This window comes from Comamonas sp. F1-6 (assembly GCF_039581415.1).
GTDB lineage: Bacteria > Pseudomonadota > Gammaproteobacteria > Burkholderiales > Burkholderiaceae_C > Comamonas > Comamonas thiooxydans.
Genome location: NZ_JBCPWN010000001.1, coordinates 305,246 through 325,245 on the forward strand (window position 1 = coordinate 305,246; position 20,000 = coordinate 325,245).

Annotated in this window: 17 protein-coding genes; 7 read left to right on the forward strand and 10 right to left on the reverse strand. The window is 57.9% G+C overall.

Going from position 1 to position 20,000, the window contains the following annotated elements; translation table 11 throughout:
• The first annotated feature begins 29 nt into the window (after window positions 1–29).
• The 4 genes from AAIL66_RS01415 (at window position 30) to AAIL66_RS01430 (ending at window position 4,046) form a co-directional block, all read left to right on the forward strand.
• Entirely contained in the window at window positions 30–386 is a 357-nt protein-coding gene (locus tag AAIL66_RS01415; protein WP_034378739.1) for a hypothetical protein, read from the forward strand.
• Between the two features lie 180 nt (window positions 387–566).
• On the forward strand, window positions 567–2,006 hold the full coding sequence (locus tag AAIL66_RS01420; protein ID WP_343495837.1) for a coniferyl aldehyde dehydrogenase: 1,440 nt from the start codon (window positions 567–569) through the stop codon (window positions 2,004–2,006).
• A 267-nt stretch (window positions 2,007–2,273) separates the two neighbouring features.
• Entirely contained in the window at window positions 2,274–2,798 is a 525-nt protein-coding gene (locus tag AAIL66_RS01425) for a GNAT family N-acetyltransferase (protein WP_034348967.1), read from the forward strand.
• A gap of 33 nt (window positions 2,799–2,831) precedes the next feature.
• Window positions 2,832–4,046 (forward strand): class I SAM-dependent methyltransferase, encoded by a 1,215-nt coding sequence (locus tag AAIL66_RS01430; protein WP_343495838.1) that lies wholly within the window; start codon window positions 2,832–2,834, stop codon window positions 4,044–4,046.
• Between the two features lie 11 nt (window positions 4,047–4,057).
• Here the strand turns inward: AAIL66_RS01430 and AAIL66_RS01435 are convergent, their stop codons facing one another.
• Complete coding sequence (locus AAIL66_RS01435; RefSeq protein WP_343495839.1) at window positions 4,058–4,672, reverse strand: hypothetical protein; 615 nt, start codon at window positions 4,670–4,672, stop codon at window positions 4,058–4,060.
• A 172-nt stretch (window positions 4,673–4,844) separates the two neighbouring features.
• Here AAIL66_RS01435 and AAIL66_RS01440 point away from each other — a divergent pair, with 172 nt between their 5' ends.
• The gene (locus tag AAIL66_RS01440; RefSeq protein WP_343495840.1) at window positions 4,845–5,888 is read left to right on the forward strand and encodes a tRNA-dihydrouridine synthase; all 1,044 of its coding nucleotides are present in this window, start codon (window positions 4,845–4,847) and stop codon (window positions 5,886–5,888) included.
• Here AAIL66_RS01440 and AAIL66_RS01445 read toward each other — a convergent pair.
• Genes AAIL66_RS01445 through AAIL66_RS01485 form a run of 9 tightly spaced genes read right to left on the reverse strand, consistent with a single transcriptional unit; the run spans window position 5,842 to window position 16,558 of the window.
• A complete protein-coding gene (locus AAIL66_RS01445; protein ID WP_343495841.1) occupies window positions 5,842–7,557 on the reverse strand; it encodes a phospholipase D family protein in 1,716 nt (571 codons plus the stop codon). The genes AAIL66_RS01440 and AAIL66_RS01445 overlap by 47 nt on opposite strands.
• Window positions 7,558–7,609: 52 nt before the next feature.
• Window positions 7,610–8,719 carry a bifunctional diaminohydroxyphosphoribosylaminopyrimidine deaminase/5-amino-6-(5-phosphoribosylamino)uracil reductase RibD gene (gene ribD, locus AAIL66_RS01450; protein ID WP_343495842.1) on the reverse strand — a complete coding sequence of 370 codons (1,110 nt, stop codon included), beginning with the start codon at window positions 8,717–8,719 and terminating at the stop codon, window positions 7,610–7,612.
• 30 nt (window positions 8,720–8,749) lie between these two features.
• Window positions 8,750–9,190, reverse strand: a complete 441-nt coding sequence (locus AAIL66_RS01455) for a type IV pilin protein (RefSeq protein WP_003064356.1) — start codon at window positions 9,188–9,190, stop codon at window positions 8,750–8,752.
• Between the two features lie 30 nt (window positions 9,191–9,220).
• Window positions 9,221–12,898 carry a PilC/PilY family type IV pilus protein gene (locus AAIL66_RS01460; protein ID WP_343495843.1) on the reverse strand — a complete coding sequence of 1,226 codons (3,678 nt, stop codon included), beginning with the start codon at window positions 12,896–12,898 and terminating at the stop codon, window positions 9,221–9,223.
• Window positions 12,899–12,936: 38 nt separating this feature from the next.
• Window positions 12,937–13,764, reverse strand: coding sequence for a PilX N-terminal domain-containing pilus assembly protein (locus AAIL66_RS01465; protein ID WP_343495844.1), 828 nt, complete (start codon window positions 13,762–13,764; stop codon window positions 12,937–12,939).
• 5 nt (window positions 13,765–13,769) lie between these two features.
• On the reverse strand, window positions 13,770–14,630 hold the full coding sequence (locus AAIL66_RS01470; RefSeq protein ID WP_012837307.1) for a PilW family protein: 861 nt from the start codon (window positions 14,628–14,630) through the stop codon (window positions 13,770–13,772).
• 9 nt (window positions 14,631–14,639) lie between these two features.
• Window positions 14,640–15,344 (reverse strand): type IV pilus modification protein PilV, encoded by a 705-nt coding sequence (gene pilV, locus AAIL66_RS01475; RefSeq protein ID WP_343495845.1) that lies wholly within the window; start codon window positions 15,342–15,344, stop codon window positions 14,640–14,642.
• Window positions 15,332–15,916: a GspH/FimT family pseudopilin gene (locus AAIL66_RS01480; RefSeq protein WP_174446995.1), complete on the reverse strand. Its 585-nt coding sequence runs from the start codon at window positions 15,914–15,916 to the stop codon at window positions 15,332–15,334. Before AAIL66_RS01480 ends, pilV begins: the two co-directional genes overlap by 13 nt.
• A gap of 57 nt (window positions 15,917–15,973) precedes the next feature.
• Window positions 15,974–16,558 (reverse strand): GspH/FimT family pseudopilin, encoded by a 585-nt coding sequence (locus AAIL66_RS01485; RefSeq protein WP_280008768.1) that lies wholly within the window; start codon window positions 16,556–16,558, stop codon window positions 15,974–15,976.
• Window positions 16,559–17,156: 598 nt separating this feature from the next.
• Here AAIL66_RS01485 and rpsO point away from each other — a divergent pair.
• Together rpsO and pnp are read left to right on the forward strand one after the other, a co-directional pair.
• The gene (gene rpsO, locus AAIL66_RS01490) at window positions 17,157–17,423 is read left to right on the forward strand and encodes a 30S ribosomal protein S15 (RefSeq protein ID WP_003057844.1); all 267 of its coding nucleotides are present in this window, start codon (window positions 17,157–17,159) and stop codon (window positions 17,421–17,423) included.
• A gap of 205 nt (window positions 17,424–17,628) precedes the next feature.
• Window positions 17,629–19,872, forward strand: a complete 2,244-nt coding sequence (gene pnp, locus AAIL66_RS01495) for a polyribonucleotide nucleotidyltransferase (protein ID WP_034389390.1) — start codon at window positions 17,629–17,631, stop codon at window positions 19,870–19,872.
• The last annotated feature ends 128 nt before the right edge of the window (window positions 19,873–20,000 follow it).

Here is a 20,000-nt window from a genome sequence, read left to right on the forward strand (position 1 = left end):
GGACCTGAACCCTAGAAAGAGGTATTGCTTTGAACGATTTCGCCGCCACTGCAACCCGCTGGGCCGTCCGCATCATGCTGATGCTGGTGGGCTTGGTGTTTTTCCTGTGCCTGATGGCCGTGGCCTGCCTCATCGCCCTGGCCTGGGGTGCGCGCGCCCTGTGGGCCAGGCTCACGGGCCAGCCCGTGGTGCCCATGAGCATGGGCGCCATGAGCCCCTTTGCCGGCTGGCAGACGGTGTACCGCTCGGGGGCCGAGTGGATGGCGCAATCGTCGGGCAATGCCGATGCCAAGAAGGATGGGCGTGAAGCCCGCGGGCGTCGCGGCGTTCTGCCGGGTGCCGGCGATGTGACCGATGTGCAGCCACGCGAGGTGCACGAGTCGTAATGACAAGCGCTTACACAGGCTTCATACTTTGGAGCAGGTGAGGCAATAAAGGGCCGCAGGCTTGTTTCGCGGTCAACACACAAGAGCCTGTGCAGTGTTGCATCAGGCTCTTTTTTTACGCTGTGTTTACGCAGTCTCGCGGTATGGTCGGGACTGTGATCTTGGGATTTTCAGACAGGCATGAACTACATGGACTTGCACCGCATTTTTGACTTGCAGTACCAAGCCAGCCGCACGCAGGTCGATGTACCTTTGCTGGTGCGCCGGGAGAGGCTGCTGCGTCTGCAGAAGATGCTGGACGAGAACGGCCCGGCTTTGTGCGCGGCGGTGGAGCAGGACTTTGGCGTGCGCTCCGAGCGCTGGACCGAGATGCTGGATCTGATGCTGGTGCGCAATATGCTCAGGCACACGCTCAAGCATCTGCCCAAGTGGAGCAAGCGTCAGCGCGTGCGCACGCCACTGATGCTGCAGCCGGGCAAGGCCTGGGTGGAGCGCCAGCCTCTGGGCGTGGTGGGCATCATCTCGCCCTGGAACTATCCGCTGCAGCTATCGCTGGCGCCGGCCATCACGGCTCTGGCGGCGGGAAATCGCGTGATGCTCAAGCCCAGCGAGCTGGCGCCGCATACCTCGGCAAAAATGGGCGAGCTGGTCGCCCAGTTCTTTGCACCCGAAGAGTTCTGCGTGATCGAGGGAGACGTGGCCGTGGCCACGCAGTTCTCGGGTCTGCAATTCGATCATCTGCTGTTCACAGGCTCCACGGCCGTGGGGCGGCGTGTGGCGCAGGCGGCAGCCGTGCACCTGACACCCACCACGCTGGAGCTCGGGGGCAAGTCGCCCTGCATCATTGCGCAGGACTGCGATATGCAGGCCGCTGCGCTCAAGGTGGCCTATGGCAAGCTGGTCAATGCCGGGCAGACCTGCATTGCTCCCGACTATGTGCTGCTGCCGCGCGGCAAGGAGCAGGAGTTTGCCGAGGCCTATCAGGCGGCGGTGCAGCAGCTGTACCCGCGCATCTCGGGCAACCCGGATTACACGGCCATCATCAGCAAGCGCCATCTGGCACGACTCAAGCAGATGCTGCGTCAGGCGCAAAGCCTGGGAGCGCAGGTGCACTGGATGCATGAGGCAGCAGCCCCTGCGGTCGATGGCGACACCACGGCCTGGGGCGAGGCGGTGGAGCGCCAGTTCGCTCCGGCGCTGGTGTTCGGCGCCACGGGCGAGATGCAGCTGATGCAGGAAGAGATCTTCGGCCCCATCCTGCCTGTGATCTCCTACGAGCATATCGAAGACGTGATCAATGCCATCAACGCCAGCCCGCGCCCGCTGGCGCTGTACTGGTTTGGCAACGACGAGGCCGAGCGCAATGCGGTGTTGATGCGCACCGTCAGCGGAGGCGTCTGTGTGAACGACACCTTGCTGCATGTGGCGCATGAGAACTTGCCATTCGGCGGTGTCGGCGACAGCGGCTGGGGTGCCTATCACGCAGAGCAGGGCTTTTTGCGCTTTGTGCACCAGAAGGCGGTTTTCGTGCAGTCGCGCTGGGCGGCGACTTCCCTGCTGTACCCGCCGTTCGGGGAAAAATTCGACCGGGTGATGGACTTCATGCGACGCTGGCTCTGAAGTTTCTTGGCCGTCGAACAGGGATTGAGCGCTTCGATGCTGTCGTGAGCGCTTGCCAGATTGTCATCAAATGTGACGCAAACCATTGATGGTTGCGGGCTTGCTGCTCTGCTTAGTGGAGCGCATAGCACATAGATTGCGCCATAGCAAGAAATTGCGAACAGCCGCAGTTGAGCAAATGGCTAACCACTGCACCGCGTGCCAAAACTCTGAATCTGTAGACAATTACGCCCTTCTATTCTTACATGTTTCCGCCCCGGTTTTTCCATGTCTAGTATCCAGGTCCGTCCCGCTACTCTTCGCGATGCAAAAGCGATTGCCCAGATCCATACTGCTTCCGCACTGGAGGCTTATCGAGGTCTGGTTCCCGATGATCAACTGAAGGCCATGTCCTCGGTTGAAAAGCGCCAGGCTTACTGGCGCGAAGCTATTGAATACTGTGAGCCACAGGTCCAGGTCGCCATTGACGGCGACAAGATCGTTGGCTTTGTCGGCTTTGACCGCTCCCGTGATGAAAAGTCCCGCCAGACCACCGGCGAGATCTGGGCTATCTATGCAGCCCCTTCGCACTGGAATCAAGGTGTTGGCGTTGCCCTGTGGGACGCCGCCCGAGATGGTCTGCTGGAAGAAGGCTGCACCAATGTGACAGCCTGGATTCCGCTGCGCAACGAGCGTGCCCTGCGTTTCCATGAAATGGCAGGCTTCAAGCGTGAAATGTCCACGGCCAAGACGGCTGTGATTGGCAGCATCAAGATTGAAGAAGTGCGCGTCAAGCGTCCTCTGAACGGCTGATCACAGCGTTCAGCACTCACTGAAAGACAGGCCGTGACGTCTCCCAACAGCAAGCTCGCGGCCTCAGTCTGCGCTCCCGCATCTGCTTTCGACCTGCTGCAATGGCAGGAGCAAGCCCAGGCCCATACGGCTTTGTGGCGCAGCGAAAGCAGCTTGCCCAAGCCCCGCCGCATCGAAGTTGCCGATGACACCATGCCCGCTGATACGGCGTTTCGCCATATCAGCGAAGGTGCGTCGCTGCTGTGGCGCGGTGATTTTCAGAATGCGCGTCAGCTGTTGCTGGCACTGGGACGCCGGCTGGACAAGAAGTCGCGACGCAAGAGCCCGGCAAAGAGCCCTGCTGCTGCAGGCTTTCCCCACGCTTTTCATCTGTACCGCCAGTCCCAGGCCCAGCGTGCACGCATGCTGGCCAGCATTCTGATCGAGCTGGATGTGCAATGGCATTGCGCCTTGCGCCGGGCTCCTGACTGGAGTCAGGCCTGCTCTGAAGCTTGGGGCACAGTTCCGGCCGAAGTGCATGCGCAGTCCGTGCTGGTGCCGCTGCGCGATCTGCTGGGTGTGGTCGGCGCTCATGAGTGGCGCAAGAAGGGGGTGGAGATTCCTGCCCTGGATGGCGCCCGCATTCATGCGCACTACGGTGTTTTCTCGCCCGTGCGCGGCGAGTATCTCGATCTGGTGGCGCGTGCGAGCATTCCAGCAGCCGGTCTGGAACAGGCCTGGGATATTGGTGTCGGCACGGGCGTGCTCTCGGCATTGCTGCTCAGGCGCGGCGTGAAGTCGGTGGTCGCCACCGATACCAGCGAGCGTGCGCTGGCCTGCGCCTGCGAGAATCTGCAGCGCCTGGGTCATGCTTCCCGGGTGGAGCTGCAGCATGCCGATCTGTTTGCGCAAGGGCAGGCCGGTCTGATCGTCTGCAACCCGCCCTGGCTGCCGGGAAAGGCAGCATCGGTGCTCGATCAGGCGATTTATGACGAAGACAGCCGCATGCTGCGCGGCTTTCTGCAAGGGCTGGCGGCACACCTGCTGCCAGGTGGCGAAGGCTGGCTCATCATCTCCGACCTGGCCGAGCATCTGAAGCTGCGCACGCGTGACGAGCTGCTGAGCTGGATTGAGGCCGCCGGACTCAAGGTGCTGGGGCGTGAGGATGTTCGCCCGCATCATGGCAAGGTACAGGATCGAGAGGATCCTCTGCACATTGCGCGCTCTGCCGAAGTGACCTCGCTCTGGCGTCTGGCCAAGGCGGGCTGACAGCCAGGCTGCTAGGCGATTGCGCCTTGCAGTTCCTGGCAGGGTGGATCGGCGGCTTCCCCATGCGCCAGCAGGGCCGCCAGCCTCTCGCGCAGCGACTGTGCGCGCTCTTCGCCTGCATATTCCTGTACCGCCGCCAACAGGCTGATGCCTGCGCTGCGCAAGCTGTGCAGGTCTCTGGCCTCGCGCAGTTGGGTGCGCAAGGTCTGGGCCAGGGCCTCATGGCGGTTGGCAAACAGGCGCTCGCACATATCGAATAAATACATGCGCGTGCCCGCCATATTGTTGGCTGGTGTCGAATCAGTGGCTTCTTCGGCTGGCGCCAGGGCAGGTGTGGCCGGGCTGTCTCCAACTGTGGCGAGAGGGATCGCTGGATGAGGAGTGGCCAGACTGCGCTCTTTGGAGCCGCTGGTTGGCATCAGTTGAAGATATCCCTGTTCCACCAATTGCTGGGCCAGTGCGGCATGATCGCTGCCCAGCATGGCGGCAAGTTCTTCCATGCTCTTGCCGCCGGCCAGCAACAGCAGGGAGCGCGCGCGCTGCGGCAGCTGGCGCGATCCGGGCTGAAGTTCCTCCTGGGCCTTGGCGGTTTTCTGCAAAATCATGGCTGCTTCTGTCTGACGCATTACAAGTGCGGATGCGCTATTGCATGAGCTGACGATGACACTGGTGTGAATCTGCGCCAATTCGCAGTGGATCGGCCAGTCATTACTGCCCAAGCTTGCCAATTGCTTCTGAATTAATAGCTGCTGGCGTTTTCTGAATAAGCGCCACAGGTCAATCTGATTTGAATCTGAAATGAGACTGCTGCTCGCGCCCATGGAAGGGCTGCTGGATTTTGTGCTGCGCGATGTTCTGACCCGGGTGGGCGGCGCGGATCGCTGCGTGTCCGAATTCATTCGCATCAGCGGCTCGCTGCTGCCGGACAAGGTCTATCTGCGTACCATGCCCGAGCTGCGCAACGGCAGCCGGACGCTGGCCGGCGTGCCGGTGCGGGCGCAACTGCTGGGCTCCGACCCCGTCAGCATGGCCGAGAACGCTGCCAATCTGGCGCGCCTGGGCCCCGAGGGGATTGATCTGAATTTCGGCTGCCCGGCTAAGGTGGTCAACCGCCATGGCGGCGGTGCATCGCTGCTGCAGGATCCCGAGCAGATCGTGCGCGTGGTGGACGCCGTGCGCCGTGCCGTGCCCGCGCAGATGCCGGTGTCGGCCAAGATGCGGTTGGGTTTCAACGACCGTGCGCTGATGACGGAATGCGCGCAGGCCATGGAGCAGGGCGGTGCCTGTGAGATCGTCGTCCATGCGCGTACCAAGCTGGACGGCTATCGTCCGCCGGCCTATTGGGAAGAGATTCCACGCATCCGCGAGGCGGTGGGCGTGAATGTGGTGGCCAATGGCGAGATCTGGACTGTGGAAGAGGCCTTGCGCTGCCGCGAAGTTTCGGGCTGTGACGATCTGATGCTCGGGCGTGGCATTGTGGCCGACCCGGGTCTGGCCCTGGCCGTGCGCCGCGCCGTGGAGCACGGCAGCGTCAGTGCGGTCGCTGGCATTGACTGGCTGGTGCTGGTACCCCAGGTGCAGCGTTTTTGGCATATGGTCTGCGAGGATCTGGAGCCGCGTCAGCGTGCGGGTCGCCTCAAGCAGTGGCTCAACCTCATGCGCAGACGTTTTCCCGAGGCAGAGCTGGCCTATCAGGAAGTGCGCACCCAGACCGATCAACGCGCCATCAGCGACTGGGTGCAGGCGCTGCCGCAGCGTGATCTGCAGCAGGAATGGGCCTGGCCGCAAACCATGCCTAAAGCAGGCTGTCCGGAGCCAGAGGCCCGAGCAGCTGCAGCATAAGGCGCAGCCCCAGGCTGGCATCGGGCTCCGAGTAAGAGTCCGCTAGCCCGCTGTCCTGAGGTGCACGCCAGACCAGCTTTCCCTTGGGATCCAGGTCCACCCGCCAGCTGTTTTCGGGCAGGCTTTCATCGATGCTGTCGCCGGCTAGCTGGCTGAAGCGGCGGCTGGCGATCAGCACGGCGATCTCGGTGTTCTGCAGGCGTGAGCGCATATCCAGATTCATGGAACCTACGGCGACCAGCCGCCCGTCTATGACCAGCAGCTTGGTGTGCAGCATGGCCCGCGAAGCGCCGGAGCTGCCCCCGCTGGAGCCCGTGCCGCCTGCGCGCAGGGCGGAGCTGACATTGGCCGCTTCGCTGCGCATTTCGTGCAATTCGATGCCCATCTCCAGTAGTGCCTTGCGGTGGCGGGCATAGCCGGCATGTGCCAGTGGAGCATCGTTGGAGGCCAGGGAGTTGGTCAGTACCCGGATGCGTACGCCTTTGCTGCGTGCGGTGCGAAAGGCATCCATGATCTCCGACCCCGGTACAAAGTAGGGCGAAACGACCAGCAAGTCCCGCCTGGCAGAGCGAATCAGAGCCAGCAGACCATCAACCACCGACTCGGCATTCAGCGCTGGTGTGGCCAAGGGGGGGAGGCTGTTGGCGTCGTCGGCCTTGAGCACCGCTGCTTCGAATGACTCATCGGCGGCAGTCCGCTCCGCCCCTTCTGCGGGAATCTTGGTCGGGCTGTCGGCCAGCACCATGGCCTGGGCCCAGATCCATGGGATCTGGGTCAGATTCAAGGGGCTGTCTTCGGGTTCCGGTCTGGGGACAGCGGTGTTACGAGCATGCTCGGCTTCGCTCCTGGCGTCTTCCTGTTCAAACTGCTTTTTGAGTTTGAGCAAGTCAGGCTCGCTGATCAGCGACTGCACGGGGTAGGCGCGCACATTGTTCCAGTAGCGGTCGAAGCTGCGCGACAAATCCTTGACGACCGGGCCGCCGGTCAAGACATCGAGATCGACAAAATTGCCTTCATTGGAGGCGTCAAAGTAGGCATCGCCCAGATTGCGCCCGCCAATCACGGCCAGGGTGTTGTCGGCCACAAACAGCTTGTTGTGCATGCGCTGCTGCGCGCGCTGAAAGTCGGTCAGCAAGGTCCAGGCGCGGCCGATGGTGGAGGCGCGCGAGCCGGCCAGCGGGTTGAACATGCGCATCTCCACATTGGGCACAAAAGCCAGGCGCATGACCTGCGCGTCCGGCCCCGTGCTGTGGAAGTCGTCCAGCAGCACGCGTACGCGCACGCCGCGCTTGGCCGCCTGCACGATGGCGCGCAGCAGTCGCCCGGTACTTTGGTCTGCATGGATGGCGTAGTACTGCAGATCCAGCGTTTTCTGTGCGTTTTCCACCAGCGCCATGCGGCTGCTGAGGGCATGCTTGGGGCCGGAGAGCAAGGCAAAAGCAGAGGCATCTGGCTTTGCCTTGGCCGGGCGAGCCTGAGAGATGAACAGGCCAAGCTCGGTGCTTTGGGGCTGGCTCAATGCGGTGCTGACGGGGCGCTCCACATCCTTGGGTAGCGACGCCGCGCAACCTGTGAGCAGCATCGCGGCAATGATGCCGGCAAGCAGCGCCAGATGCTTTTGCGGCCCTGATGGCTGCAGCCGTGACGATGTGGAGATAGAAGCCGTCATTGCTGCTTTGTAACCCATGATGACCGGATTCACATGTCGGACACAGACTGCGCTAGAACTGCTCTCGGCCCTGGACTCTGGCAACAATGCGCAGGTCCGGTCCCAGGCGGGTGACATCATGGAACACCAGTGGCAGACCTTGGTCCAGTCTGTCGAGCGGGCCGAAGTTGGCAATACCCATGGCACCCGTGCCAAGCAGTTTCGGGGCTTGATAGAAGAGAAGCTCATCGACCAGACCTTCGCGAATCAGGGAGCCGTTGAGCTTGAAGCCAGCTTCCACATGCAGTTCATTCGTGCCGCGCGCGGCCAGATCTCGCAGCATGGCCGCCAGATCGACCTTGCCTGCAGCATTGGGCATAGCAATAACCGTAGCACCTAGCGCTTGCAGTGCTTCAATTTTAGATTGCTTTGTGCTGCAGGTATAGATGAGGCAACCGCTAGGTGCTTTCAAAACATGAGCATCCAGCGGGATGTCCAGCTTGCTGTCCACCACGGCAATGCGTGGCTGGCGTGGCGTGTCTACGTCCCGCACATTCATGCGCGGATTGTCTTCAAGCACCGTGCCTATGCCGGTCAGAATCGTGCAGGCACGGGCACGCCAGGCATGTCCGTCGGCCCGGGCGGCCGCCGAGGTAATCCACTGGCTTTGGCCGTTGTGCAAGGCCGTGACGCCGTCCAGCGAGCTGGCAGCCTTCATGCGCACCCAGGGTGTGCCGCGAATCATGCGGCTGAAAAAGCCGATATTGAGCTCGCGTGATTCAGCTCCGCCGGGGCCGATCTCCACATCGACGCCCGCGGCGCGCAGCCGCGCGAAACCCTGGCCGGCCACTTGCGGATTGGGATCCGTCAGGGCTCCCACCACCTTGCCGATGCCGGCTGCGATCAAGGCGTCGCAGCAGGGGCCGGTGCGGCCATGGTGCGAGCAGGGCTCCAGCGTCACATAGGCCGTGGCGCCACGCACATCGTTGCCTTTTGCAGAAGCATCACGCAATGCCATCACCTCGGCGTGCGGACCACCGGCCTGCTGGGTAAAGCCCTGGCCGATGATGCGGTCCGAGGCATCGACGATCACGCAGCCAACACGCGGGTTGGGTGAAGAAAGAAAAAGCGCCTGGGCAGCCTGCTCAAGCGCTTTGTTCATGAAGTGGGCAGAGGGTGTCATGCCCAGGATGGTAATGCAGAGGGTTCTGCGTTACTTGGTCCAGCAGTCCGAGGCCGTGGTACCGCTTGCCAGATTGTCAGCACTCTTGACCCCTGTGTTGCTGAGGGTGAAGTCTCCGCACTTGTCAGTTGCCTGTGCTCCCGGGTTTTTGCGTTTGGCGATCAAAGTGTAGGCGGCAGTGGAGCTGGCTTTCATTTCGATCTGGTAGCGCTTGCTGGCGTCGGTGGACCAGGACAGGTTGGCGGGTAGCACCTTGGTGAGGTCTGCATTGGTTGGATATACCCCGGTTGCCGTGGCTGCACGCTCCATCCAGAGCTGGGCTTGCAGCAGGCCGGCGCGTGCATCTGCTCTATGGCCGCGGCGCACATACTCGGTATAGCTGGGGTAGGCGATGGCACTCAGGATACCGACGACGGCCACGACGATCATCAATTCGATCAAGGTGAAGCCTTTTTGCTGTTTTTTTTGCATTTTCATTTTTCCTCATGAAGCAGGCAGCGCTCAACGCAGCTGACGCCAGCTGGGGCGCAGCGACTGCTCGGGCATGCGTGCCAGCATCTCTTTATCATTCTTGGTGTCGATATCTGCGATCTTGTTTTTCTGGGCTATTAGCGTGTGGGAGCCTTTGCTTACCTTGACGCGAGACACATTCAGATCCAGCGAGTTGTAGAGACCGTCGTTGTTTTTATCAACGATCTGAACCGACGGACGAAGCCCATCCATGATGTTGATAAAGGTGCGGTACTGGCGCTCTCCATCGACCGTCGTGGATTCACAGCTTTCCACATTGGGGTCTACATCGGTGCCCTTGGCCGGAACCTGAGAGTAAATGGCCAGGATATTGCTGCCGTCATAGAACTCCATGGGTTTGAGCTGACGCTCTCCTACGGCCGGCAAGTCCAGATACCAGCCGTTGTAGTTGGCCCAGGTGCTGGTGGTGAGCTTGTTGTCGTCATTACTTGCTCCAACAGCGCCAAAGTCACCGTTGCTCAGTTCCGTAATGCTTTGCTGAGCAAGCTTGGCTGCGGTTACGCCGGTGCCCAAGGCCGTGGGGACTGGAATGCAGGTTCCGTTGGGGGTTGTGCAGGATGTATTGCCACTATTGACTTGTACGCGTGGGCCAAGGTTTGTGGTAATCAAGTTGTAGCGTGTGTTGTCCAGGACGGAGTAAATGGTTTGCACATTCCGGTTGTTTTCGTCAGCTTTGGTAGCGTTGCGGCCTGTGCCAAAAGCAACCATCATGCCGCCTACAGCAATGGTTTTCTTGTCGTTGCCTGTTCCAATGGTCATTTTCCGGTCGTTGGCACGCACAGTTGGTGGGGCCGTAATGGACTGGACAAGAGTTCTGGTGCTGTTCAAGGATGCGGGGCCTTGCGCAGTGAATAATGGCCTTCCGCTGAAAGCGACTCCCCAGTTGCTTGCATCAGCACTGGTGAGATCAAACTTCCACATATTGCCCAAGTTATCACCAGCGTATGCAATATCAGGCAATCCATCACCATTGAGGTCAACCAAGCGGGGGGCAGCCAGGCCATTGTCGTTGGCAATGCCACTACCTGTACCAATGTCTGCAGTACTCGCATCAACGGCGCCTACGACAGGGATACGCTTGAGTTCCATATCGTTGTCCAGATACTGAATCAGCAATACGGGGCGTTGGTTGCTGCTGTTGTAGCCGTTACCCATAACAACTGCCCAGCGGTTGTTATTCATGCGCGTGATCTGTGTGGTGCGCATAGGGTTGTTCTCATCAGCGACGGGTGTTGCTGTGATGTTACCAATGTCACGATCCTCCGATACGGCTTTGGCACAGGCCGTCTTTTCGGGAGTACTCATGCCAGTCAATGCGCAGTTGGGTGCTGCTGCGGCATTCATCGCAGCATCAGTACTGCGAGTTCGGTCTAATTTGACGAGGCTCGAAGCCGCTGTCGTGGAAAAGCTATCTGGGTTGGTGACATCCAAAACAAAATAACCTTTTCCGCCAGCGCCCAGTGAACCAACCAGAATTGTTTTCCAGTTGTTGCCAGGGTTGGTGTCTGTGTCGATGTTTGAGCCGATATAGATATCCCCTGTCATTGGGGAGCCGTCAACAAAATTGCGATGCTTTTGGTTGTATGTGGGGTCTGTAAGGCGACCTAAGCTAGGGATGATTCCCTGCGGAATGTATGCAATTTTCTCTGTGCCATCAGCAGCAGAGAATCCATGCAGCATTCCGTCATTGCCACCTGCATAAATCATCGGCGTTCTTGTACCCTTGGATCGGGTGAAGTCTGCATAGCCCTTTAAAGCGTAGTTGCTCGAAGGAGCTCCAGTAAACCAGATAATGGAGTTGATGATGTCTCCTTGGATACTCTTGCGCTCACGAAACGGCTTGGCTGCTGTGTAGCCGGTGCTTTCAGAGCCTTCAAGGGTTCGTATGCCTCGTATAAAGTTCAGGCGGTTTTGCCCAGCTGCTGCACCTTCGTCGGTTCCAGATCCATCAGGCTTCTTCTGTAACCATAGCTTTTGGGCTGTGCTTAGTGTGGATTCATCATTTGCCCACAGGAATGGAACGCCACCCTGATACTTGTCCTCGCTCCCCCATTTGTCACTCCAGCTGAGGATGGTTCTGCTGGTTGTATTTTTTGTGGCACCTGTTGCATTTAAGGCGTCAAGCTTTTCTGCCGTATTCTGACCACCCCATCCAGGAGTGGATATTATCGATCCATCTGTTCTGACAGTTTCAGCCTTGATGAAGCCTTTCCAGCCATTTTTGGGTTCATAATTTCCTGTGAACTTTCCAACGTCATAGCGCGTATTATTGGATCCACTTGTAGCAGTGGATGTCATATCTGGATCAGTTTGGGTGTTGATTTGCCCAAAAATTTCACGGAATGCTTTTTCTAGATCTTCACCTTTCTCAACAGCATAAAAGCGCCCACGACCATTTAAGGCAGCATGCCAAAGATCAAGAGATCTCTTGTTTTCATTGTCCATCGCAGGCCAGGATTTGTTTCCTGTAACGAAATCAAGAAAGCTTCCGTTGTATCCAAATGGAACTTTATTAGTCGGTGCAATAATGTCAGATGCGCCAGGCCAAGTTACAGCCATATTGCTGAATCCAATGGTGTAGGTGACCATATGGGGCCAGTTGGCAGGGTTGAACTTTGGGTTCCAGTATCTCTCTAAAATTGCATCGTTGCCTTTTGAGTCTTTTCCGAAATTTTCTTGTTGAGGGGCATTGTCATATTCTGGAGAGGGTTGTATGGATCCTTTTAATCCTTTAACTCCATTTGTCTCGTCTTTTGCTGTTTGTAATGGCGTTCCCCAGCTGTAGAAAGCCCAATCAGCTAGGGTTTCTGTGTGGGAGTCTCTATATAAAGATGTCTGTTTTTGTTGGGCTTGTGTTCCACCATAAATGGTTTCATCTGGTAGGGTTATGTTGGTTGCATTATCTCGACGATTTGTGTTGCCGATGTCATATGATGTATTGTTCCAGCGGCCATCCGTCATCATGATATGGTAGTTTCGACGACAACCGAGGTAAGGTGTAGCTTGACTCCCTGGGTCTGATGCCCAGGGACTATTTATTGATAAGTCGCGACGCATGTAGGCGTCGGCTTGTTTGAACATTAAGTGGGAAGGTGTTCCACTATTTGCATCTAATCCATTAATGAAGCTAATGAAGTTATTTCTATGAGTTTCTCCTAAGAAGCGCATGGAGTTTTGATTCATTTTATCGGAGTCGACATTCTTTGCATCGGGTGCCTTGCCGTTGTTCCACATTGCTTGCCAAGAAAGACGAATTTTTCTATCGGGGAGTAAGTTTTTATCCCGAAAGACGCCTCCTTCCCAGGTGCCATCAGTTTTTTGTGCACCAATTAAAGCATACTTTAAAACATTAATTCGACGGCTTGTTACTGGCCAAGTTCCATCGGCATTGGGTTTTTTTTCATTAGTTGCGCCTTTCCATTGACGATTCTCGTAAATGCATTGGGAGCTGCTTTCGGCATTTGAGCAAAAGTCCATGCTTCCAGAATCGTCGACGGAGATAATCACATTAGGTGTGACATAGGGCTGCACTGTGCCCGGAGGGGCCTGAAGCAACTCGATGGATGTTGCGATCGAGGGTATTAGAACTGCACCTGCTGCTATGGCAAGTGACTTTCTTTTGAAGTGAGCGGGCATTTTTTTTTGCATGGCGATCACCTGATCTGATAATTAGAGAATATGGGTATCTAGTCTTTGAGTTTTTGTCTTGCATACGTCTGCTGTAGCACAACCATTGTGTTGGGCTTGCGGCCATACGCCAGAGCTGTAATTCGATAGACGATATTAGGTGTCAGGTTGAGTGCCAAAATGCTTTGTGGGTTTATTGCACCTGTTCCAGTGCTGTTGACAAGAACACCGGAATTTTTGCTGCTATCGTCATAGGGGAGAATCTCGATCCAGTACCAGGCCCCTTGGTTGGCGGCACTTCGGTCTCGCAATATGGCACTTGCCGGACTATCATCATCTCCGATTGCTGCGCCTGTGAATTGACCATAGCGCGCGCCGACGGGCGTAGTGGTGCCTGTATGAACACCGGTCATTTGTGTCAGCGTAATGCCCTTGGTCGAATCTGTGTTGTTCCAGAAGTCCTGTTTGTCTTTGATGTCAGGGCGATCAGCGCGCTTGATGCAAATGCCGTTTTTGCATTTCGGCGCTGTGCTGGCAATCTTGGTGGGATCTGCCAGGTCCGCCAGAAGGGTTCCCACCTCTTGTGCTTCTAGCGGGATTTTCTCTGCAGTCGTGCGTCGGCATATGTTTCCGTCACTGTCATTGGGTGTGCAAAAGCTGCCATCAGAGTTTTCTCCGCGAATATCGAGCTCGGCATCTTGCAAGATGGCCTGGGCTGCCTCGAAGGCTCGCTGGTAATCAGCATCATTACCGACGATCAACTCATTGAAAAGCGATGTGCGGGATGCCCACAGGGCGAGCAGCATGGAGAGCATGACAAAGATGATCACAACGAATAGTGATATACCTCGCTGTTCTCTTTGTCGGGAAAATTTGAATGTATTCATGGTATTCAGCTGACCGTAGTCAGTCCCTGGCTGCGCAGCTGGTAGATGTTGCGGAAAACCATGTGCGCTCGCCGCGTACGTGGGGCAGCCAATGTATTCATGGTGACGGATGTAGTGTTGTCGCAGTCCAGGTAGGTGGTGTTGTCCGGCATATCAATGGCTTCATTGCCATAAAGCACCAGACATATTTCCACGCCGACAACCTGCGGCCAGGCGCTTGCCACAGTAGCTGCATCGACATAGCTGATCTGCGGGGAACCACTGGATGCCGATGTCTGCAGCAAATATCGCACTTGAAAATTAGCGACATTCTGAATAATGGGCTGCGGGTTTCCTGATGCGCCCACGCAGCGCAATTCATTATTTGTAGAATTGAGCGAGAACCGGCTTTGAATCAAATTGTCATTGGGTGATTGACCGAGACAATCGCGCAGCATGGATGCAGCATTTGTAGATGTATATACCGGCTCTTTATAGTTGCGATAACCCAAGGTGAGCTTGTATTCATTGGTGCCGGGGCTGTCCATACCGCTGATGGTATTGACCGCGGGATCGAAATCTGTGGCTTTGGTCTCAAAGGCTACCGGATCCGACATATCGATATCGGCTCCTTCTGACTTCTGTGAGGCCAGATTCAGTCTCAAGGAGCCAGCCTGGCGGATCTGTTGCCCGATGACGCGAAAAGCGTATGCGGCTTGTTGCTGCAGCATGCTGCTATCGCTGACCGTGCCGGTAACGCCTCTTGAGACCATCAGCGCACCCATGGCAACGGCTACCGTCAGAAGTCCGATGACGATGCCGACAAGTAGTTCAATCAGAGTCACGCCGCGCTGAGGCTGGCTTCTCGCGATGCTGGAGGCTTTCATAGGGATGCGTCAGGTTCCGGGGCAGAAAAACAAAGGTGCACTATTGCCTGCACGAAAGTCAGGTGCGCAGCGTGCACTGACTGGTATGTATTGAAGATGGCAAGTGAAGTTGGCGGGGCAGGAGGTGGGATCTTTGGTGCTGATGCTGCCGTCGCTCTTGATGCTGGCTCCGGTGTTGATGGCGTCCTCGTAGGCTTTTTTGGCAGCAGTGCCGGTGGCATCGCTTGCAAAGTCTTCGCGCTCGTTTTCCCGCCAGCGTATGAGCACGCCCAGCTGCCGGCGGTTGGTGATGCTGCTGGAATCGCCGTCGGCAAGGGCCAGGAAGGTGGCGGCATTGCCAAGCGGGAGAGAGCGCTCCACCAGGCGTTTCCATTCCTTGAGGTCGTACTCGGCCAATTCGGCCTGGGTGCAGGTAGTGCTGCCAACGCATTTTTTGGTCGCCGCAGTGGTTGGCGGTGTTGCGGTCCAGCCCGTGACGTAGGTGTTGATGCCGCTCAGTGCATTGGGATTTACCTTCATGCGCTCGCTGAGGTCTTCAATCAAACGGATGGCTTGAGCGCGGCGCATGCTGGTCTGGGTGTCGGTCAGCGTGCGCATTTGTACGCCGAGGATGCCGAGGATGCCCAGTGCGGCAACGACAATGGCAATCAACGATTCCAGCAAAGTGATGCCTCGCTGTTTACCGGGTTGGCGAGTGTGATTCAGTTGGTGCATGGCACGTCTTTTTGTTCAATGACTCGAATTCGTCCGCCCGAAGACATGCAAATGCCCTTGGTGGCGGCAGAGGCTATTCCGGCAGGCTGAGGTGCTATCGTGAAGCCGATCAAATTGGCGCCATCCATCATTCCCCAGCGGTCGACACGGATGGTGGCGCCTGATTTGGTTCTGGTGACGGTTACTTTGGTTGGTGGTTCATAGCGCTGGATTTCCTCTCCGCTGTTCCAGCGCCTGTTGCCATTGCTGTCCACGAAGACGACCCAGCCGCAATCCCAGTCCTGGTTGGTCCCGTCGGTGACGCAGCCAACAGTGGTTCGGGGAAGCTTTTCCAGATATACGTTGCCACCGCGCTTGATAGCTTCTGAGCGGGCGAACATCAGACTGGATTTCATGATCTCCACGGCCTCCATGACGCGCCAGCGCTCAAAAATAAAATTGAAGCTGGGCACTGCAATGGCGCTGAGGACTGCGGCTATGGCAACGGTCACTATCAGCTCAATGGAAGTGAATCCGTAACTGCTGAAACCGGGGGCTGCGAGGTGCGGAGCGTTGTTTAAGCCGGGGTACATACATATTCCTCGTTGAGGGCGGGCCTGTGCCGCTGCCCAATGATCCTGTTCGTTTGGTTAACTGCATGAGCCGGTTGCAGAGTCGAGTCGCTTGATGCGTCCGCTGCTGCTGACACAGATTGAGGATGCGCTGGCGGCGCTGCCACTTTTTGGGGTCAATCGAAATGCAAAATCGATGGCGGCATTCGTGCTTGAGAACCTTCCCCAGCGGTCAACCTTGATCGGGTCGGTCAGCTTGGCATCGCTGGTATTGGTGAACTGCACGCTTACCTTGTTGGGGGCGGGGGCAGTCTGCAATGTGTCTTCGCCGCTGTCCTGCTCGCCGTCGTTGTCCAAGTCGGCAAACACAATCCAGCCGCAGCTCCAGAGGCTGGTGTCTGTGCCCACTGCTGTGCAGCCTCCGCCATCATCGCTGCGCAAAATAGTCACATTGCCGCCGCGCTTGATGGCTTCGGAGCGCGCAAAGTAAAACGTGGACTGCAACTCTTCCGAAACCTGGCGCACTCGCCAGCGTTCAATGATTGGATTGAAGCTGGGCGCGGCAAGGCCGGCCAAAACGGCCAGAATGGCAACCGTGACCATGAGTTCAATGGCTGTGAAGCCTCTGGAAAAATGGCGACGAATGAGGGGCAAATTGGGCATGCTGGCATATTACGTTTCGTTGCATGCCGAATGCTTTGTGACTGGATGAGTGGTCTTGATGGGGAGATCGGTGGTCGCTTTCAGCGGCGGCGGCCGGAAGCCGGGTAGGCATACCCCGCGCATGCCCCGGAGTTGGGTCTTCCCTGGCATTCCCGATAGAGCCGTCTATCGCGTTCGGCAGTCGTCTCTTCCGAACTGCTCCGGGTGGTTCTGGATCTTGACCTTGCCGCTTTGCTTCTTGGCTGCTTTGTGGCTCCGTTGGCCTGCGTTGGCTGCGAGTGCTGGCTGATCTGCGAGGGCGAATACCATAAGGACCGCAGTGCAGAGGCTGGCAAACGAATAGCGTCTAGAAAAGCTGGTCATTGCAGATCCCCGGCTGGAGGTGATGGGCGGATTGTCCGAGTCTTGCTTAGGAGCGGGCAAGCGGGTTTGCCTGCCTTGGTCTGGCGCCTAGTCGTGCTATTGCATAGGGAATAAATCGCCTCTTGATATAATCGCCAAGTTTTGCATGGTGCAAGACGCACGCTGAGGCCTTTCCAGCCTTGGCGCAAGTAACCAAGGTGCTCCTCGTCGAGTGCCAAATCCTAAGGAAAACAAAATGATCGCTGCCGATAAGAAGGCTGAAGTTGTCAAGGCCAATGCCCGTTCCGAAAACGACACTGGTAGCCCCGAAGTGCAAGTGGCTCTGCTGACAGCTCGCATCAACGAACTGACTCCCCACTTCAAGGCTAACGCCAAGGACCACCACGGTCGTCGCGGTCTGCTGCGCATGGTGAGCCGTCGCCGCAAGCTGCTGGACTACCTGAAGTCCAAGGACGCTGACCGCTACACAGCACTGATCGCCAAGCTGGGCCTGCGCAAGTAAGCACGGTGAAAGATCGAAACGCCTGAGTTAGATTGCCTAGCTCAGGCGTTTTTTACTTCGGAGTTCGCAAAACAGAGCGAAGCTGTGTCATTCCAATGCTGCACTATTTGTAGCGCGTAGCGCAGCACTGGAATGGCATCGTGTTCTGTTTGCACTCCAAATCAAGACTGGATAAGCGCATCCAGCTATTCATGAAGGAGTCAATATGACCATGTTCAACAAAGTTACCAAGACCTTCCAGTGGGGCCAGCATACGGTCACCATGGAAACCGGCGAAATCGCGCGTCAGGCCTCCGGCGCCGTGCTGGTCAACATCGACGACACCGTGGTGCTGGCCACTGTCGTGGGTTCCAAGATCGCCAAGGCCGGCCAGGACTTCTTCCCCCTGACCGTCGATTACATCGAGAAGACTTATGCCGCCGGCAAGATCCCCGGCAGCTTCTTCAAGCGCGAAGCCAAGCCTTCCGAGCTGGAGACTCTGACCTCGCGTCTGATCGACCGTCCCATCCGTCCCCTGTTCCCCGAAGGCTTCTACAACGACGTGCATGTGGTCATCCACACCATTTCGCTGAATCCCGAAGTCGACGCCGACATCGCTGCCATGATCGCCACTTCGGCGGCCCTGGCTGTGTCCGGCATTCCATTCAGCGGCCCCATCGGTGCTGCTCGCGTGGGCTACATCAACGGCGAATATGTGCTGAATCCCGGTCAGACCCAGCGCAAGGATTCTCAGATGGATCTGGTCGTTGCCGGCACCGAATCCGCCGTGCTGATGGTGGAATCCGAAGCCCTGCAACTGCCTGAAGAAGTGATGCTGGGCGCCGTGGTGTTCGGTCACGAACAGGGCAAGATCGCCATCGACGCCATCCATGACCTGGTGCGTGAAGGCGGCAAGCCCGCATGGGACTGGACTGCTCCCGCCAAGGACGAAGCGCTGATCGCCAAGGTGGCCGAGCTGGGCGAAGCCAAGCTGCGCGCCGCTTACCAGGAGCGCAACAAGCAGGTGCGTACCCTGGCTTGCCGCACTGCATACGCTGATGTCAAGGCCGCCTTGGCCGAGCAAGGCGTGGCATTCGACGGCGTCAAGGTCGAAGGCATGCTGTTCGACATCGAAGCCGGCATCGTGCGTTCGCAGATCCTGGCGGGCGAGCCCCGTATCGACGGCCGCGATACCCGTACCGTGCGCCCCATCGAGATCCGTTCCTCCGTGCTGCCCCGCACTCACGGCTCCGCGCTGTTCACGCGTGGTGAGACTCAGGCCCTGGTGATCTCCACGCTGGGTACCGAGCGCGATGCTCAGAAGATCGATGCGCTGGCTGGCGAGTTCGAAGACCGCTTCCTGTTCCACTACAACATGCCTCCCTTTGCCACCGGTGAAGTGGGCCGCATGGGCTCGACCAAGCGCCGTGAAATCGGCCACGGCCGTCTGGCCAAGCGCGCTCTGGCGGCTTGCCTGCCGACCAAGGAAGAGTTCCCCTACACCATCCGCGTGGTGTCGGAAATCACCGAGTCCAACGGTTCCTCGTCCATGGCTTCGGTCTGCGGCGGCTGCCTGTCCATGATGGACGCCGGCGTGCCCATGAAGGCGCATGTGGCCGGTATCGCCATGGGTCTGATCAAGGAAGACAACAAGTTTGCCGTGCTGACCGACATCCTGGGTGACGAAGATCACCTGGGTGACATGGACTTCAAGGTGGCAGGTACCACCAACGGCATCACAGCCCTGCAGATGGACATCAAGATCCAGGGCATCACCAAGGAAATCATGCAGGTCGCCCTGGCTCAGGCCAAGGAAGCGCGCATGCATATCCTGGGCAAGATGCAGGAAGCCATGGGCGAAGCCAAGACCGAAGTCTCCAGCTTCGCGCCCAAGCTCTACACCATGAAGATCAACCCCGAGAAGATCCGTGACGTGATCGGCAAGGGCGGCGCCACCATCCGTGCGCTGACCGAAGAGACCGGCACCCAGATCAACATCGAGGAAGACGGCACCATCACCATTGCCGCCACCGACGGCGCCAAGGCCGAAGCCGCCAAGCTGCGCATCGAGCAGATCACGGCCGAAGTCGAGATCGGCAAGATCTACGAAGGTCCCATCGTCAAGATCCTGGAATTCGGTGCCCTGGTCAACCTGCTGCCCGGCAAGGACGGTCTGCTGCACATCAGCCAGATCGCTCACGAACGCGTGGAAAAGGTCACCGACTACCTGCAAGAAGGTCAAGTGGTCAAGGTCAAGGTTCTGGAAACCGACGACAAGGGTCGTGTCAAGCTGTCCATGAAGGCGCTGACCGAGCGTCCTGCCGGCATGCCCGAGCGCGAGCCGCGTGAACCCCGTGGCGATCGCGAGTATCGCGAACGTGCTCCTCGCCAGAATCGCGAACCCCGCGAGAATCGCGAGCCACGTGAAAACCGCGCAGCCGCTGACGAGCAGCAGCAACAGCAGCAGTAATGGCTGAGCAGGAGTCCGCCGCGAGGCGGTCTCCTGTTTTGTCGTTTGCTGGTTGATCCTGATTTTGTAGCTGCCGGCACTTTCTGCATAAGCGTTTGAGCCTGATTCCTTTGATAAAGCAAAGCCTG

Bases quoted from the DNA above. Each gene is read 5' to 3' on its own strand.
- AAIL66_RS01460 (WP_343495843.1), bottom strand. From the start codon at position 12,898: ATGCAAAAAAAAATGCCCGCTCACTTCAAAAGAAAGTCACTTGCCATA.
- pnp (WP_034389390.1), top strand. From the start codon at position 17,629: ATGACCATGTTCAACAAAGTTACCAAGACCTTCCAGTGGGGCCAGCAT.
- rpsO (WP_003057844.1), top strand. From the start codon at position 17,157: ATGATCGCTGCCGATAAGAAGGCTGAAGTTGTCAAGGCCAATGCCCGT.
- AAIL66_RS01455 (WP_003064356.1), bottom strand. From the start codon at position 9,190: ATGCAAAAAAAACAGCAAAAAGGCTTCACCTTGATCGAATTGATGATC.
- ribD (WP_343495842.1), bottom strand. From the start codon at position 8,719: ATGACACCCTCTGCCCACTTCATGAACAAAGCGCTTGAGCAGGCTGCC.
- AAIL66_RS01465 (WP_343495844.1), bottom strand. From the start codon at position 13,764: ATGAATACATTCAAATTTTCCCGACAAAGAGAACAGCGAGGTATATCA.
- AAIL66_RS01470 (WP_012837307.1), bottom strand. From the start codon at position 14,630: ATGAAAGCCTCCAGCATCGCGAGAAGCCAGCCTCAGCGCGGCGTGACT.
- AAIL66_RS01440 (WP_343495840.1), top strand. From the start codon at position 4,845: ATGAGACTGCTGCTCGCGCCCATGGAAGGGCTGCTGGATTTTGTGCTG.
- AAIL66_RS01445 (WP_343495841.1), bottom strand. From the start codon at position 7,557: ATGACGGCTTCTATCTCCACATCGTCACGGCTGCAGCCATCAGGGCCG.
- pilV (WP_343495845.1), bottom strand. From the start codon at position 15,344: ATGCACCAACTGAATCACACTCGCCAACCCGGTAAACAGCGAGGCATC.
- AAIL66_RS01425 (WP_034348967.1), top strand. From the start codon at position 2,274: ATGTCTAGTATCCAGGTCCGTCCCGCTACTCTTCGCGATGCAAAAGCG.
- AAIL66_RS01420 (WP_343495837.1), top strand. From the start codon at position 567: ATGAACTACATGGACTTGCACCGCATTTTTGACTTGCAGTACCAAGCC.
- AAIL66_RS01435 (WP_343495839.1), bottom strand. From the start codon at position 4,672: ATGCGTCAGACAGAAGCAGCCATGATTTTGCAGAAAACCGCCAAGGCC.
- AAIL66_RS01485 (WP_280008768.1), bottom strand. From the start codon at position 16,558: ATGCCCAATTTGCCCCTCATTCGTCGCCATTTTTCCAGAGGCTTCACA.
- AAIL66_RS01480 (WP_174446995.1), bottom strand. From the start codon at position 15,916: ATGTACCCCGGCTTAAACAACGCTCCGCACCTCGCAGCCCCCGGTTTC.